This window comes from Pseudomonas sp. 22490 (assembly GCF_052044465.1).
GTDB classification, from domain to species: Bacteria; Pseudomonadota; Gammaproteobacteria; order Pseudomonadales; family Pseudomonadaceae; genus Pseudomonas; species Pseudomonas aeruginosa.
This window is the reverse complement of record NZ_JBQENS010000006.1, coordinates 1-13,428: the sequence shown is the minus strand read 5'-3', so window position 1 is coordinate 13,428 and position 13,428 is coordinate 1. Positions and strand designations below refer to the sequence as shown.

General features: G+C 66.8%; 13 protein-coding genes and 2 pseudogenes. 10 read left to right on the top strand and 5 right to left on the bottom strand.

The features are described 5' to 3' along the window. Window positions 1–3: 3 nt before the first annotated feature. The gene (locus ACTJJX_RS08290) at window positions 4–417 is read right to left on the bottom strand and encodes a putative signal transducing protein (protein WP_016852498.1); all 414 of its coding nucleotides are present in this window, start codon (window positions 415–417) and stop codon (window positions 4–6) included. Between the two features lie 194 nt (window positions 418–611). Here ACTJJX_RS08290 and ACTJJX_RS08285 point away from each other — a divergent pair, with 194 nt between their 5' ends. The 5 genes from ACTJJX_RS08285 to rlmF all read left to right on the top strand — a co-directional run bounded on the left by ACTJJX_RS08285 (window position 612) and on the right by rlmF (window position 6,413). After that, window positions 612–1,589 (top strand): ABC transporter substrate-binding protein, encoded by a 978-nt coding sequence (locus tag ACTJJX_RS08285; RefSeq protein ID WP_003092876.1) that lies wholly within the window; start codon window positions 612–614, stop codon window positions 1,587–1,589. An 83-nt stretch (window positions 1,590–1,672) separates the two neighbouring features. Then, the gene (locus ACTJJX_RS08280) at window positions 1,673–2,563 is read left to right on the top strand and encodes an ABC transporter permease (RefSeq protein ID WP_003092881.1); all 891 of its coding nucleotides are present in this window, start codon (window positions 1,673–1,675) and stop codon (window positions 2,561–2,563) included. Window positions 2,564–2,565: 2 nt separating this feature from the next. Next, window positions 2,566–3,360, top strand: a complete 795-nt coding sequence (locus ACTJJX_RS08275; RefSeq protein WP_003092883.1) for an ABC transporter ATP-binding protein — start codon at window positions 2,566–2,568, stop codon at window positions 3,358–3,360. 118 nt (window positions 3,361–3,478) lie between these two features. Beyond that, complete coding sequence (locus ACTJJX_RS08270; protein WP_003100585.1) at window positions 3,479–5,311, top strand: SLC13 family permease; 1,833 nt, start codon at window positions 3,479–3,481, stop codon at window positions 5,309–5,311. Window positions 5,312–5,402: 91 nt separating this feature from the next. After that, window positions 5,403–6,413 carry a 23S rRNA (adenine(1618)-N(6))-methyltransferase RlmF gene (rlmF, locus tag ACTJJX_RS08265; RefSeq protein WP_009876985.1) on the top strand — a complete coding sequence of 337 codons (1,011 nt, stop codon included), beginning with the start codon at window positions 5,403–5,405 and terminating at the stop codon, window positions 6,411–6,413. 89 nt (window positions 6,414–6,502) lie between these two features. Here rlmF and exoS read toward each other — a convergent pair whose 3' ends face one another. Continuing rightward, window positions 6,503–7,864, bottom strand: coding sequence for a T3SS effector bifunctional cytotoxin exoenzyme S (gene exoS, locus ACTJJX_RS08260; protein ID WP_003113791.1), 1,362 nt, complete (start codon window positions 7,862–7,864; stop codon window positions 6,503–6,505). A gap of 187 nt (window positions 7,865–8,051) precedes the next feature. Between exoS and ACTJJX_RS08255 the strand changes: the two genes are divergently transcribed. After that, complete coding sequence (locus ACTJJX_RS08255) at window positions 8,052–8,402, top strand: CesT family type III secretion system chaperone (RefSeq protein WP_003111148.1); 351 nt, start codon at window positions 8,052–8,054, stop codon at window positions 8,400–8,402. Window positions 8,403–8,691: 289 nt separating this feature from the next. On the opposite strand, the pseudogene ACTJJX_RS08250 reads toward ACTJJX_RS08255, so the two are convergent. Together ACTJJX_RS08250 and ACTJJX_RS08245 are read right to left on the bottom strand one after the other, a co-directional pair. Further along, window positions 8,692–8,931: pseudogene (locus ACTJJX_RS08250) on the bottom strand (DUF2165 family protein); the annotation flags it as partial. Between the two features lie 75 nt (window positions 8,932–9,006). After that, window positions 9,007–9,618, bottom strand: coding sequence for a glutathione S-transferase (locus ACTJJX_RS08245; protein ID WP_003113789.1), 612 nt, complete (start codon window positions 9,616–9,618; stop codon window positions 9,007–9,009). 123 nt (window positions 9,619–9,741) lie between these two features. Here ACTJJX_RS08245 and ACTJJX_RS08240 point away from each other — a divergent pair, with 123 nt between their 5' ends. After that, entirely contained in the window at window positions 9,742–10,638 is an 897-nt protein-coding gene (locus ACTJJX_RS08240; protein ID WP_003100573.1) for a LysR substrate-binding domain-containing protein, read from the top strand. On the opposite strand, the gene ACTJJX_RS08235 is transcribed toward ACTJJX_RS08240, so the two are convergent. Next, window positions 10,628–11,170: a hydrolase gene (locus ACTJJX_RS08235; RefSeq protein ID WP_003100571.1), complete on the bottom strand. Its 543-nt coding sequence runs from the start codon at window positions 11,168–11,170 to the stop codon at window positions 10,628–10,630. The two genes, ACTJJX_RS08240 and ACTJJX_RS08235, sit on opposite strands and share 11 nt — an antisense overlap. 103 nt (window positions 11,171–11,273) lie before the next feature. On the opposite strand from ACTJJX_RS08235, the gene ACTJJX_RS08230 reads away from it, so the two are divergent. The 3 genes and pseudogenes from ACTJJX_RS08230 to ACTJJX_RS08220 form a co-directional block, all read left to right on the top strand. After that, a complete protein-coding gene (locus ACTJJX_RS08230; protein ID WP_003119281.1) occupies window positions 11,274–11,744 on the top strand; it encodes a hypothetical protein in 471 nt (156 codons plus the stop codon). 73 nt (window positions 11,745–11,817) lie between these two features. Beyond that, the gene (locus ACTJJX_RS08225) at window positions 11,818–13,173 is read left to right on the top strand and encodes a TAXI family TRAP transporter solute-binding subunit (protein ID WP_003111143.1); all 1,356 of its coding nucleotides are present in this window, start codon (window positions 11,818–11,820) and stop codon (window positions 13,171–13,173) included. A 92-nt stretch (window positions 13,174–13,265) separates the two neighbouring features. Then, window positions 13,266–13,428: pseudogene (locus ACTJJX_RS08220) on the top strand (nucleoid-associated protein YejK); the annotation flags it as partial.

Sequence of the window (13,428 nt, the reverse complement as noted above, 5' to 3'; positions counted from 1 at the left end):
CTTTCACTCGCTTAGAGGCATCGGTACTTCGCTGCGGAAACCGCAGACCTCGCACACCAACCGACGCCGGATCGGCCACAGCGGTACGTTGAGCAGCAGGATCCCAAGGAAGGCCAGGCGGCGGCCGTCCACCTTCCAGGCCACCTGGTCGCCGCCACAACGCAAGCACTGGAACTCGCTGCTGCCCTGCTCGGCCCGCAGCGCCTCGCTTTCATCGGTGGCCAGCAGCGCCACCGCGTCTTCGCGACAGACCATGGGCACTTGCAGGCGCACGCCGCCCAGTGCGTTGGAGTACAGCCACTGCATGTTGATGGTGTGCTCGTCGGCGACGAACGCCGGAATTCCAGCGGCCTTCAGGCGGGCGCGAGCGATCTGCGCCTCCAGGGGATGGGAAAAACGGCCGATGGTCGTGAGCATGTCGCCTCCTTTCGGTCACGGTCCGACGCCGACACCTTACCCGGATCACCCCCAGCGGTAATCCCACCGCAAGAAAAAACATCAAACCTGCTGACGACTTGCGCGAAAAATGCGATGTTTCGGCCACGCTGTACCCGCACCGCCCAATCAGAACAATTCGCTACAGCGCGCCAATACAATCAGGAGATCGCCGCATGATGCAGGCCTATAAGAATAAATGGTTGCCCCTCAGTGCCCTGGCCCTTGGCATGGCCCTGTCCTTCGGCGCCAACGCCGAAGAGCAGAAGTCGGTGGCCGTGACCGCCATCGTCGAGCACCCGGCGCTGGACGCCGCTCGCGACGGGGTCAAGGAGGCCCTCCAGGAGGCCGGCTACGAAGACGGCAAGAACCTCAAGTGGCAGTACCAGAGCGCCCAGGGCAACACCGGCACCGCCGCGCAGATCGCCCGCAAGTTCATCGGCGACAAGCCCGACGTGATCGTCGGCATCGCCACTCCATCGGCCCAGGCGCTGGTGGCCGCGACCAAGAGCATCCCGATCGTCTTCAGCACCGTCACCGACCCGGTCGGCGCGCACCTGACGCCGAGCTGGGAAGCCTCCGGCACCAACGTCACCGGGGTTTCCGACATGCTCGCGCTGGACAAGCAGATCGAGCTGATCAAGAAAGTGGTGCCGGGCGCCAAGCGCATCGGCATGGTCTACAACCCGGGCGAAGCCAACTCCGTGGTGGTGGTCAAGGAGCTGAAGGAACTGCTGCCGAAGATGGGCCTGAGCCTGGTCGAAGCCTCGGCACCGCGTTCGGTGGACGTCAGCTCGGCGGCGCGCAGCCTGGTCGGCAAGGTCGACGCGATCTACACCAACACCGACAACAACGTGGTGTCCGCCTACGAGGCGCTGGTCAAGGTCGGCAACGACGCGAAGATCCCGCTGATCGCCTCCGACACCGACAGCGTCAAGCGCGGCGCCATCGCCGCCCTCGGCATTAACTACAAGGAGATGGGCAAGCAGACCGGCCGCATGGTGGTGCGCATCCTCAAGGGCGAGAAGCCGGGCGAGATCAAGCCGGAGACCAGCGACAACCTGCAGCTGTTCGTCAATCCCGGGGCCGCGCAGAAGCAAGGCGTGACCCTGTCCGACGAACTGCTCAAGTCAGCCGCGGAAGTCATCAAGTAAAAAAAGCGGCCGCCGGCCGCGGGCGTTCCGCCCGTGGCCGGACGGCACGATAATCCTGCCTTCACGCACTCGGTTACGAAGTCATGTCTCTGTTTTCCCTGTTCGGTGCCCTGGAGATCGGCCTGATCTTCAGCCTCGTGGCACTCGGCGTGTTCATCTCCTTCCGCCTGCTGCGCTTCCCCGACCTCACGGTGGACGGCAGCTTCCCGCTCGGCGGCGCGGTCTGCGCGACCCTCATCGCCCTTGGCTGGGACCCGTACAGCGCGACCCTGGCGGCCACCGCCGCCGGTGCACTGGCCGGGCTGGCCACCGGCCTGCTCAACGTCAAGCTGAAGATCATGGACCTGCTCGCCAGCATCCTGATGATGATCGCGCTCTACTCGATCAACCTGCGCATCATGGGCAAGCCCAACGTACCGCTGATCGCCGAGCCGACATTGTTCACCCTGCTGCAGCCGGAATGGCTCAGCGACTACGTGTTCCGGCCGCTGCTGCTGGTGTTCATCGTGATCGCCGCGAAGCTGCTGCTGGACTGGTTCTTCACCACCCAGAAAGGCCTGGCGATCCGCGCCACCGGCTCCAACCCGCGGATGGCCCGTGCCCAGGGGGTCAACACCGGCGGCATGATCCTGCTCGGCATGGCCATCTCCAACGCGCTGGTGGCGTTGGCCGGCGCGCTGTTCGCGCAGACCCAGGGCGGCGCCGATATCTCCATGGGTATCGGCACCATCGTCATCGGCCTGGCGGCGGTGATCGTCGGCGAGAGCATCCTGCCCTCGCGCCGGCTGATCCTGGCGACCCTCGCGGTGATCCTCGGTGCCATCGTCTACCGCTTCTTCATCGCCCTGGCGCTGAACAGCGATTTCATCGGCTTGCAGGCCCAAGACCTGAACCTGGTCACCGCGGTGCTGGTCACCGTCGCCCTGGTGATTCCGATGATGAAGAAACGCCTGCTCGGCAAGAAGGGAGCCTGACCATGCTCAGCGCGAAGAACCTGAAGATCACCTTCAACCCCGGCACCCCCATCGAGACCCGCGCCCTGCGCGGCCTGTCGCTGGACATCCCGGCCGGCCAGTTCGTCACCGTGATCGGCTCCAACGGCGCCGGCAAGTCGACCTTCCTCAACGCAGTCTCCGGCGACCTGCCGATCGACAGCGGGCAGATCCTGATCGACGACGAAGACGTCACCCGCAAGCCGGTCTGGGCCCGCGCCAACCGCGTCGCGCGGGTGTTCCAGGACCCCATGGCGGGTACCTGCGAGGACCTCACCATCGAGGAGAACATGGCCCTGGCGCAGCGTCGCGGTGCCGGTCGCGGCCTCGGCAGGGCGGTGCAGGCATCGATGCGCGACGGTTTCCGGGAAAGCCTGGCGACCCTCGGCCTCGGCCTGGAGAACCGCCTCGGCGACCGCATCGGCCTGCTCTCCGGCGGCCAGCGCCAGGCCGTCAGCCTGCTGATGGCGGCGCTGCAGCCGTCGCGCATCCTGTTGCTCGACGAACACACCGCGGCGCTCGACCCGCGCACCGCCGACTTCGTCCTGCATCTCACCGCACGGATCGTCGCCGAGAAGAAACTCACCACCATGATGGTCACCCACAGCATGCGCCAGGCGCTGGACGTGGGCGAGCGCACGGTGATGCTGCACCAAGGCCAGGTGGTGCTGGACGTCTCCGGCGAGCAACGCAAGGGCCTCGACGTACCGGACCTGCTGGCGATGTTCGAGAAGGTGCGCGGCGAGAAGCTCGCCGACGACGCCCTCCTCCTCGGCTGACAGGGCCGCGGCGCCTCTCCGCGGCGAAGCGGGGAGGCGCCGTCGACCTGCAGCAGATCAAGGCGCGATCCGCGTCCGTCTGCCACACTCGCAGGCATCCTCCCGCTCAGATGCCCGCATGAACCTCGAACTGCTCTGGGTGGTCGGCCTGCTCGCCACCACCGTCGCCCTCTTCATCCACAACCGCCTGCGCCTGGACGTGATCGCCCTGCTGGTGATCATGGCCTTCAGCGTCAGCGGAACCCTTACCCTCAACGAAGCCCTGGCCGGCTTCAGCGATCCCAGCGTGATACTGATCGCCGCGCTGTTCGTGATCGGCGAAGGCCTGGTGCGTACCGGGGTGGCCTACCAGGTCGGCGACTGGCTGATCGCCCGCGCCGGCAGCAGCGAAGCGCGCCTGCTGGTACTGCTGATGCTGGCGGTGGCCGGGTTGGGCTCGGTGATGAGTTCCACCGGGGTGGTGGCGATCTTCATCCCGGTGGTCCTGAGCATCGCCGCCAAGCTGAAGATCCCTCCGGGCCGGCTGATGATGCCGCTGGCCTTCGCCGGACTGATCAGCGGCATGATGACCCTGGTCGCCACGCCACCGAACATGGTGGTCAACAGCGAGCTGGCGCGCGAGGGTCATGCCGGCTTCGGCTTCTTCGCCTTCACCCCGATAGGCCTCATGGTGCTCGCCATCGGCGTGGCCTACATGCTGCTCACGCGCAACTGGCTGAACGCCGCCAGCCCGGCGGAAGTCGGCGCGCCGAAGGCACGGCGGACCCTGCGCGACCTGATCCGCGACTATCGCCTGGCCGGCCGCGAACGGCGCCTGCAGGTCCAGCTCGGCTCGCCGTTGATCGGCAGCACCCTGGAAGAACTGCAACTGCGCACCCGCCTGGGCGCCAACGTGGTCGGCCTGGAGCGGGTACGCAAGTTCCACAGCGAGGTGGTCAAGGTCGGCGGCAGCACCGAGCTGAAGGCGGGCGACGTGTTGCTGCTGGACGTCTTCGCCCCTCCGGAGGACATGGACCGGCGCTGCGCCGAGCTGAACCTGGTGCGCCTGCCGTTCCGCGCCAGCTACTTCATCGACCAGTCGCGGGAGGTCGGCATGGCCGAGGTGACTCTGCCGCCGGACTCCACCCTGCTCGGCAAGAGCGTCCTGGAGCTGGGCTTCCGTTCGCAGTACGGGCTCAACGTGGTCGGCCTGCGTCGCGACCACGAAGCGCTCACCGACGGCATGCTGGAAGAGAAGCTGCGCCTGGGCGATACCCTGCTGGTGATCGGCGCCTGGAAGGCGATCCGCCAGTTGCAGGGACGCAACCGCGATTTCCTGGTGCTCAGCCTGCCGGCGGAGATCGACGAGGTGGCGCCGGCCCTGAGCAAGGCGCCGCACGCCCTGCTCAGCCTGGCCGTGATGGTGGCGCTGATGGTCAGCGGGGTGGTGCCCAACGTGGTCGCGGCACTGGTCGGCTGCCTGTTGATGGGCCTGTTCCGTTGCATCGACATGGACGGCGCCTACCGCGCCATCCATTGGCAAAGCCTGGTCCTGATCGTCGGCATGCTGCCCTTCGCCCTGGCCCTGCAGAAGACCGGCGGTATCGACCTGGTGGTCTCGCTGCTGGTCGACGCCCTCGGCGACGCCGGCCCGCGCGTGCTGCTGGCCAGCCTGTTCCTGCTCACCGCGGCCATCGGCCTGTTCATCTCCAACACCGCTACCGCGGTGCTGATGGCGCCGATCGCCATCGCCACCGCCAAGCAGATCGGCGCCTCGCCCTACCCCTTCGCCATGGTGGTGGCGGTGGCGGCCTCGGCAGCCTTCATGACGCCGATTTCCTCGCCGGTGAACACCCTGGTGCTGGGCCCTGGCCAATACCGCTTCGGCGACTTCGTCCGGATCGGCGTGCCATTTACCCTGCTGGTGATGTTCGTCTGCGTGCTGGTGATTCCGTGGCTGTTTCCATTGTGACCGGGCCAGGAGCGCGCCGCTCGGCAGAAACACTGGCCAGCCTCCGGCGGATGTGAATAATGCCCGCCTCGCCGTCACGGAAACCGAGAACATGCCCCGCCCGACCAGCCCGCATCCCGACGCCGAGCGCAAGAGCGCCAGCCCGCTGCACCCGCGCAATCGCCACCTGGGACGCTACGACTTTCCGCGCCTGATCGCCGGCAGCCCGGAACTGGAGCGCTTCGTCATCCTCAATCCGTACGGCAGGCAGAGCATCGACTTCGCTGATCCGGCGGCGGTGAAAGCCTTCAACCGCGCGCTGCTACAACAGTTCTACGACGTACGCGAGTGGGATATACCCGATGGTTACCTGTGCCCGCCCATCCCCGGTCGCGCCGACTACCTGCACTACCTGGCCGACCTGCTCGGCACCAGCCACGATGGCCTGATTCCACGCGGTCCCGGCCTGCGTGCGCTGGACGTCGGAACCGGAGCCAACTGCATCTACCCGCTGCTCGGCCACCACGAATACGGCTGGCGCTTCGTCGGCGCCGACATCGACCCGCAATCGCTGGCCTCGGCCGCTGCGATCCTCGCCGCCAACCCACGCTTCGCCGCTGCCATCGAGTTGCGCCGGCAGCCTGATCGCAGGCAGATATTCCAGGGCCTGATCGGCGTCGATGAGCGCTTCGACATGACCCTCTGCAACCCGCCCTTCCACGCCTCGCTGGACGAAGCCACGCGCGGCAGCCGGCGCAAGTGGAAGAACCTCGGCAAGCTCGACCCGACCCGTACCCTGCCGCTACTGAACTTTGGCGGCCAGGGCGCCGAGCTGTACTGCGAGGGCGGCGAAGCGGCCTTCCTGGCCGGCATGGCCGAGGAAAGCCGGGCGTTCGCCACGCAGGTGTTCTGGTTCACCACCCTGGTATCCAAGGCGAGCAACCTGCCGAACCTCCAGGAGCGCCTGAAGACGTTGGGCGCCAGCGATATCCGCGTGGTGGACATGGCCCAGGGACAGAAGCAGAGCCGCTTCGTCGCCTGGACCTACCTCGACAAGAAGCAGCGCCGGGCCTGGCGCAAGGAGCGTTGGACAGCAGCCCTCCTGGAACCACTGGGCGAATAGCCAGCACGCCTCTCCACCCGGATCCGCTGCCGAGCCAAGAATCGGACACCCCAAGGTGTCCGTTCGTGACGTCTTTCTTTTACGACCGGTCAGGCCAGATCAAGGCCGCGCATCCTCAGGCGTACATCCTGTTCCTGGACCTCGCCTGAACGTTCCGGTTTGCTTGCCAGGTCGAGAGCATCGAGCAGTCCCTGGCTATGGCCACTCTGCTCCCCCAGGGCCGCCTCTTCGAGAACCCGGCGGGTCACTCCCTGCTCATCGCTGGCGCTCAGCAGCACGCGCATGTCGGTTTCTTTGTTATAGAGAATCTCTTTTTCATTCTTGTAGTTCGATATCCCGCTGACATCGATTCCGGACCTGCCGAACACGGTGGATATCGTGCCCTGCCCGAAGCTCCTCGCGACACCGGGGTTCAGGGAGGTGGAGAGATAGCCGTCGTCGTGGCCAACCTTGCCCTCTTCCACTGCGTTGAAGGCATCCCCGCCACGGGTGCCACGGAAAGTCTTCACTACCTGTTCAGCCTGTCCGCTCTTCTCGAAGGCCGCGGACATACCTTGGTCGATCAGCTTTTGTCCCGCATCCAGCTCCTGCCCCTGACGCAGAGCGCGATTCAGGTCCGCGTAGTGAATGCCGGTGTAGAGACCAAGCGCCATCACTTCGGCGTCACTGTGGATGCCACCAGGCTGTCTGCCCAGGTACTTTTCCGCATCCGCCCCGAACCGCTTCACCAGGCCATCCGCCAGCGCCTTGTCGGCCGATACTCTGCTGACCTCGCTCTCTACCGCTTGGCGCAACAGTGCGACCTCGCTCATTACCTGATGCAACTGGTCGGTGATTTCGCGCCGCAGTTCCGGGCTTGCGTCGAGCACCAGTTGACTCGCGGCACCGCCGGTGGTGCCCCACTGCTGCAGCGCGATCCCGCCGATGCTCCGTTCGAGCAGGCGGCCAGCCTGGATACGGGACTCCTCGACCTGGCTGCCGGCACGAATGCCGGCCAAGGCGGTGCTCAGCGAACGCAGCGCCCCATCTCCGCTGGCCAGGCGGGAGTGCTCCCGGGCCAGTCCTTCCGGTGTCAGGGTCGCCAGCTCGCTCGCCTTGTCGAGTCCCTTCAAGGTCATGGGCAATGCCTGCTGCAGCACCATCTGCTTGAACACGACGGCCGAGGACATGACCGCAGGCTGCGCGTCCTGACTGGGCTGCGGGCCGGTGCGGGCGTGGGAGCCCAACAGTTTGCCCAGCCAGTCCATGATCGCCACGAACGGACGCACGAGCGCCGCGCCCAGGCGAGCGAGCAGCCCCTCACCCTTCGGCGCGTCCTGGCGCTGGGCCAACTGCTGCGCTTCACTGGGGGTGGCGACCTGGCGGGCCTCAATCTGTCCCAAACGCCCACTGGCGGCCTGGTGCAATTCGACGGCGAAAGACGGACTCTGCTGAAGCGATTGAATATGCATGATGGTTGCCTTCTCCTGATGTTTCTCCGCCAGTCTAGGAACGGGAAACCCCATCGCCTATCAGGATTGGCCGCCGTTTTTTCACTGGAATCGGCAGCGGCAAAACCTAAAAAAAGAGAACCACGATTAACAGTCTCTCCGGGCTGGCACTGCTCTAATGGCCGCCTCCAGTGACTCGGAACACGCCATGAATCCACTCTACCGCGCCGCCATCCACCAGCTTTTTCTCGCTCTCGATCTCCCGACGCCCAATGACGAGGAGAGCGTACTCAGCCTGCAGGTGGGCCCGCATCTCTGCCATCTGGCAGAACATCCGACCGATCACCTGTTGATGTTCACCCGCCTGGAAGGACAAGGAGACGCTACGGCCAGCGAGCAGAACCTGTTCAGCCAGGACCCTTGCAAGCCGATCCTGGGCCGCGACCCCGAAAGCGGCGAACGGCTGCTCTGGAACCGCCAGCCCTTGCAGTTGCTGGACAGGGCCCAGATCCACCATCAACTCGAACAACTGGTCGCCGCCGCCGAAGAGCTACGCTGAGCCCAGTCGGGCGAAAGGAGCCGATGCCGCAGGTTCTGCTTTCCTCGAAGCCCCCGGGGCTTAACTCCATTGACCATGCCGAGCCAGCCGGAGCACCTGCCCTCGAGGCAGCCGGCTGCCACTGCCCGGGGGCAGTTCCAACTGCGTCATCCCATGCAACGCGTGCGAACAGAGGGGAGCCGAGGGACCGGGTGGCAGGAGCGAGATGCGACTTCGCGCTATCGACGGGCGTCCGGCTCGCTCCACTGTCGCCGTCCTCGCGCCCTGCTCCCCATACCGGCAGTCCCCATCAGTTCCAGCGGACGTTGAGCACGAAGAAGTTCGCCAGCACCCAGACCACCAGCAGCAGGTGGGTCAGTTGCAATCCCTCCTGGCGGATCCAGTAGCCGAACCAGAGCCCGCCCAGCAGCATGCCGAAGAGCAAGCCGAGGGCCGCGCTCAGGACCAGGCTGAGCCAGGGCCGGGCCGCCTCCAGGCCGGCGCCGAACAGCAGTTCGCAACAACCGGTCCGGGCCGTGACGACGGCAGCGACCTACAGCTAACCGAGGCCGGGCGCAGGCGGAATCGAGCCGTTCGAGGGGCGCCAGCCTGGCGCCTCGCGGGCTCAGACCGGCGGCGTCTCGAGGAACACCGGCAACCCCTCCGCATAATCCGAATAGCTTGCCAGTTCCGGGTATTCGCTGGCGGCGACCCGCTCCGCGACCACCAGTTGGCTGAAGCGCCAGGCCACCGCGACGGTCACCCCGACCAGCTCGATGCCACCGTCGCGTGCCAGCGGCTCCTGGCGCAGCGCTGCCTCCAGCCAGTCGTAGGCCGCCAGCAACTGCCCCTCCACCCGCTCCAGCCAGGGGCCGTGGCGGCGTTCCTCGGGACGCAGGTTCAGTTCGTAGTAGATCTGCACGGATTTCTCGCAGGCCACCAGCGCCGCGCCGATCAGACTCAACGCCCGTGCACGGGCCTGCGGCCGTTGCGGCAGCAGACTGCGTTCGCGGCCGGCCAGGCACTCCAGGTAATCGAGGATCAGGCTGGAGTCCATCAGCACGGTGCCATCGTCCAGCACCAGCGTGGGCGCCTTGACCATCGGGTTGAACAGGCTGAACGCCTGGAAATTGCGGAACACCGACAGCGGCCGGTGCTCGTAGGGCAGGTCCAGCAGGCGCAGGGCGATGGCGACCCGGCGCACAAAAGGCGAATCCAGCATACCGATCAGTTGCATCGCGGCATCCTTTGTCGATGATTAAGCGCCGCTAAGAGGGCGACGCCTGGGAAAATCACTCTAGTCGTTGCACAACGCGAAAAATATCGAGATAAATTCAGCGAATCCTTTAGAAAAACTTACATGAGCGACCTCCCTCCCCTCACCGCCCTGCGCAGCTTCGAAGCGGTCGCCCGGCTCGGCAGCATCAGCCAGGCCGCCAGCGAGCTGCACGTCACCCACTCAGCGATCAGCCAGCAGATCAAGCTGCTGGAAAACCTCCTCGGCCTGGCCCTGTTCGTCCGCGAGGGGCGCGGCCTGCGCCTGAGCGAGAACGGCCGGTTCTACGCCCTGCAGGTACGCGCCTCGCTGGGCGAGATCGCCGACGCCACGCGGGTGGTGCGGGCGCGTCCACGGGAGGGTGAGCTGGTGGTCACGGTGATGCCGTCCTTCGGCCTGAACTGGCTGCTGCCGCGCCTGCCGCGCTTTCGCGAGCGCCATCCGCACTGTCGCGTGCGGCTGGTCGCCAGTCTTGACGTGCAGAACCTGCGCCAGGGCCTGGCCGACCTCGGCGTACGCATCGGCAAGGGCGACTGGGAAGGGGTCGGTCGGGAACGCCTGTTCGACGACGAGTTGCTGATGGTCGCCGCGCCCGACTTCAACGGCGGCCGCCTGCCGCGCACGCCGAGCGAGATCGTCGCCTGCCCTACACTGCGCTCCACCGAATCCTGGGCGCTCTGGTGCCAGCGCGCCGGCGTGGCGGAACCGCAGCACGGACTGCTGATCAATGACTCGAACCTGCTGCTGGAAGCCGTGCGCCTGGGCCAGGGCATCGCCCTGGAGCGTCGCAGCCTGGTCGCCGGCGCCCTCGCCGAGGGCCGCCTGGTGCAACTGGGCGACATCCGCGTGCCCTACCCCTATCCCTACTGGCTGGTCTGGCCGCAGCGCGAGCCGCCGAGCGACCGCCACCAGGCCTTCGCCGACTGGCTGCGCGAGGAGGCCCGGCGCTACCAGGCCGAGCAACCGCCGCTCAGCGAATGAAGTTGCGGCTGATCTCGCGGAAGCGGTCGCTGCCGGCGCGTTCCATCCATTCGAAGGCGACCATCTCCCGCGACACGATCATCGCCCCGGCCTGGCGCATCCGCTCCACGGCCAGCGCCTTGTCGCTCGGCCGCCGCGAGCCGATCGCCTCCTCCACGACGAACACTTCGCGACCACGGCCAAGCAGGTCGAGCACGGTCTGCAGCACGCAGACGTGCGCCTCGCTGCCGCAAACCACGAACTGCCGGCGGTCGCCGCCGGGCGCGCGCAGCAGGGCGCCGTCGGCGGCGGCCGAGAAGTCCAGCTTCTCGAGGATCTGCGTGGGCTCCAGCTCATCGCGCAGGGCCGCCACCGTCGGCCCCAGGCCCTTGCTGTACTGCTCGCTGGCCAGCACCGGCACGTCCAGTGCGCGGGCCACGCGCAACAACCACTGGCTGTACTCGACCAGCGCCGGACCGTCGTCGATGGCCGGCAGCAGGCGTTCCTGGATATCGACCACCAGCAGGGTCGAGGTTGCGGCGCGGATCAGCATGGCGTCCTCCTTCGGTTCGACGTCTCGGTTCGTCTGGCTTAGGCTTGCACGGCACGGGCGCCATGGACAGCGCGTCCTCCCACAACCCTAGCAGGAGCCTGCGATGAATATCAGCCTGCATTTCGAATCGCGCCTGCAGGCCAGCCCCGAACAGCTCTGGCGGTGGATCACCTCGGTGGACGGGATACTCCGCGAGATACGCCCGTTGCTGAGCATGAGCGTACCGCCCGGTATCCGCAGCCTCGAAGACCTGGAGGTGGTGCCCCGGCGCCCGCTGTTCCGCAGCCACATGCGCCTGTTCGGCTTGCTGCCGCTGGGCACTTCGCAACTGACCCTGCTGGAGTTGACGCCCGGCCGCGGCTTCATCGAACAGTCGCCGATGACCGGCATGCGCCTCTGGCGCCACGAGCGACGCATCCTGCCGACACCGGGCGAGGCCGGGGAATGCCTGCTGGTCGACCAGTTGACCGTGCGCCCGCTATTCGCCGCCGGACTGGTACGCTGGTTCCTCACCCGCATCTTCCGGCATCGCCACCGGGTGCTCTGCCGGCAGTTCCGCACGGACCGCCGGTGACCCTCGGCTACGCTGAGGAGTGCGCCCGCCCGCATCCGTCATACCCTTCTGGAGAGCAGCACAAGGACCGCTCATGAATCGCATCAAGCACCTGCTCAAGGACCTCGCCATCCTGATCCGCGCCAACCTCTGGCTGATCCCGGTGATCGCCGCCCTGGTCGCCGCGGTGTTCTATTTCGTCGCCCCGCCGCCGCCGATGAGCGCGACCATGGCCACCGGCGCCGAGGGCGGCGGCTACGCCGTGTTCGCCGGCAAGCTCCGGGAAAAGCTCAAGGAGCAGGGCTTCGAACTGAAGCTGGTGCCCAGCGCCGGCTCGCGCGACAACCTGGAGCGCCTGCTCGGCACCGGCGAGGTCGACATCGCCCTGGTCCAGAGCGGCCAGGAGCGCCAGCTCGAAGCCGGGCAGGCGCGCCAGTTGCAGACCCTCGGCGCGGTCTACCAGGAACCGCTCTGGCTGTTCCACCGCAGCAACGTGCACATCGACCAGCTCAGCGACCTGCTGCACCTGCGCCTGGCCATCGGCAGCGACGGCAGCGGCACCCGCGCCGCCACCGAGGCGATCCTGCAGGCTAACGACATCGCCCCGGGACACTATCCGATCACCTGGGAAGCCCGCGGCGGCAACGCGGTGGTCGACGACCTGCTGGCCGGCAAGCTGGACGCGGCGTTCATCGTCGGCCCGGCGGAGAACCCGGCGATCCAGAAATTGGCCGACAACGACCAGCTTCGCCTGGTCAACTTCCGCCGCAGCGCCGCCTACGAGGCGCGCCTGCCGTTCCTCAAGCGGGTCGAGGTCGGCGAGGGCCTGCTCAACCTGCCGCGCAACGTGCCGGAACGAAACATCAGCACCCTGTCGCCGGTGGCCACCCTGGTGATCAACGAACGCTTCCACCCGGCGCTGATCCCGCTGGTGCTGGAAGCCGCGCGCGAGGTGATGAAGGACGGCAGCCTGCTCGACAAGCCCGGCGCCTTCCCCAGCGCCGAGCCGCGCACCCTGCGCCTGCACGAGGACGCCGAGCGCTACTACAAGAGCGGCCTGCCGCTGCTGCAGCGCTACCTGCCGTTCCGCATCGCCTCCCTGGCGGACCGCTACATCATCCTGCTGATCCCGTTCATCGCCATCCTCATCCCGCTGATGAAGTCCATCGGCCCGCTGTATCGCTGGCGCATCCGCGCGCGCATCTACCGCTGGTACCGCTACATCCGCGACATCGACCGCAAGCTCGACAGCGGTACCGACGCCGAGCAACTGAGAAGCGAGATCGAGCGGCTGGAGAAACTGGAGAGCGAGCTGAACACCGTGGAGGTGCCGCTCTCCTACTACCACGAGCTGTACGAGCTGCACCTGCACCTGAACTTCGTGATCAAGCGCCTGCACGGTCTGCAGGAACGCCAGGCGACGCAGGCAGAAGCCGGCAACCTCGGGTAAACTGGCCGATCCGCGGGCGCGCCAGCGGCGTGTCCCGCAGCGTCGCGGAAACCTGCGCGGCGCCGCCGATTACCTGAAAGGTCGAACCTGACATGCCGATCCATCACGCCATCGTCCACCTGATCGAGAAGAAGCCCGACGGCACCCCGGCCGTGCTCCACGCGCGCGACGCCGAGCTGGGCGACTCCCAGGCCATCGAGAACCTGCTGGCCGACCTCAACGAAAGCTACAACGCCAAGAACAAGGCCTGGGGCT

Coding starts and splice junctions, on each gene's coding strand:
- ACTJJX_RS08290 (WP_016852498.1), bottom strand. CDS start 417: ATGCTCACGACCATCGGCCGTTTTTCCCATCCCCTGGAGGCGCAGATC.
- ACTJJX_RS08285 (WP_003092876.1), top strand. CDS start 612: ATGATGCAGGCCTATAAGAATAAATGGTTGCCCCTCAGTGCCCTGGCC.
- ACTJJX_RS08280 (WP_003092881.1), top strand. CDS start 1,673: ATGTCTCTGTTTTCCCTGTTCGGTGCCCTGGAGATCGGCCTGATCTTC.
- ACTJJX_RS08275 (WP_003092883.1), top strand. CDS start 2,566: ATGCTCAGCGCGAAGAACCTGAAGATCACCTTCAACCCCGGCACCCCC.
- ACTJJX_RS08270 (WP_003100585.1), top strand. CDS start 3,479: ATGAACCTCGAACTGCTCTGGGTGGTCGGCCTGCTCGCCACCACCGTC.
- rlmF (WP_009876985.1), top strand. CDS start 5,403: ATGCCCCGCCCGACCAGCCCGCATCCCGACGCCGAGCGCAAGAGCGCC.
- exoS (WP_003113791.1), bottom strand. CDS start 7,864: ATGCATATTCAATCGCTTCAGCAGAGTCCGTCTTTCGCCGTCGAATTG.
- ACTJJX_RS08255 (WP_003111148.1), top strand. CDS start 8,052: ATGAATCCACTCTACCGCGCCGCCATCCACCAGCTTTTTCTCGCTCTC.
- ACTJJX_RS08245 (WP_003113789.1), bottom strand. CDS start 9,618: ATGCAACTGATCGGTATGCTGGATTCGCCTTTTGTGCGCCGGGTCGCC.
- ACTJJX_RS08240 (WP_003100573.1), top strand. CDS start 9,742: ATGAGCGACCTCCCTCCCCTCACCGCCCTGCGCAGCTTCGAAGCGGTC.
- ACTJJX_RS08235 (WP_003100571.1), bottom strand. CDS start 11,170: ATGCTGATCCGCGCCGCAACCTCGACCCTGCTGGTGGTCGATATCCAG.
- ACTJJX_RS08230 (WP_003119281.1), top strand. CDS start 11,274: ATGAATATCAGCCTGCATTTCGAATCGCGCCTGCAGGCCAGCCCCGAA.
- ACTJJX_RS08225 (WP_003111143.1), top strand. CDS start 11,818: ATGAATCGCATCAAGCACCTGCTCAAGGACCTCGCCATCCTGATCCGC.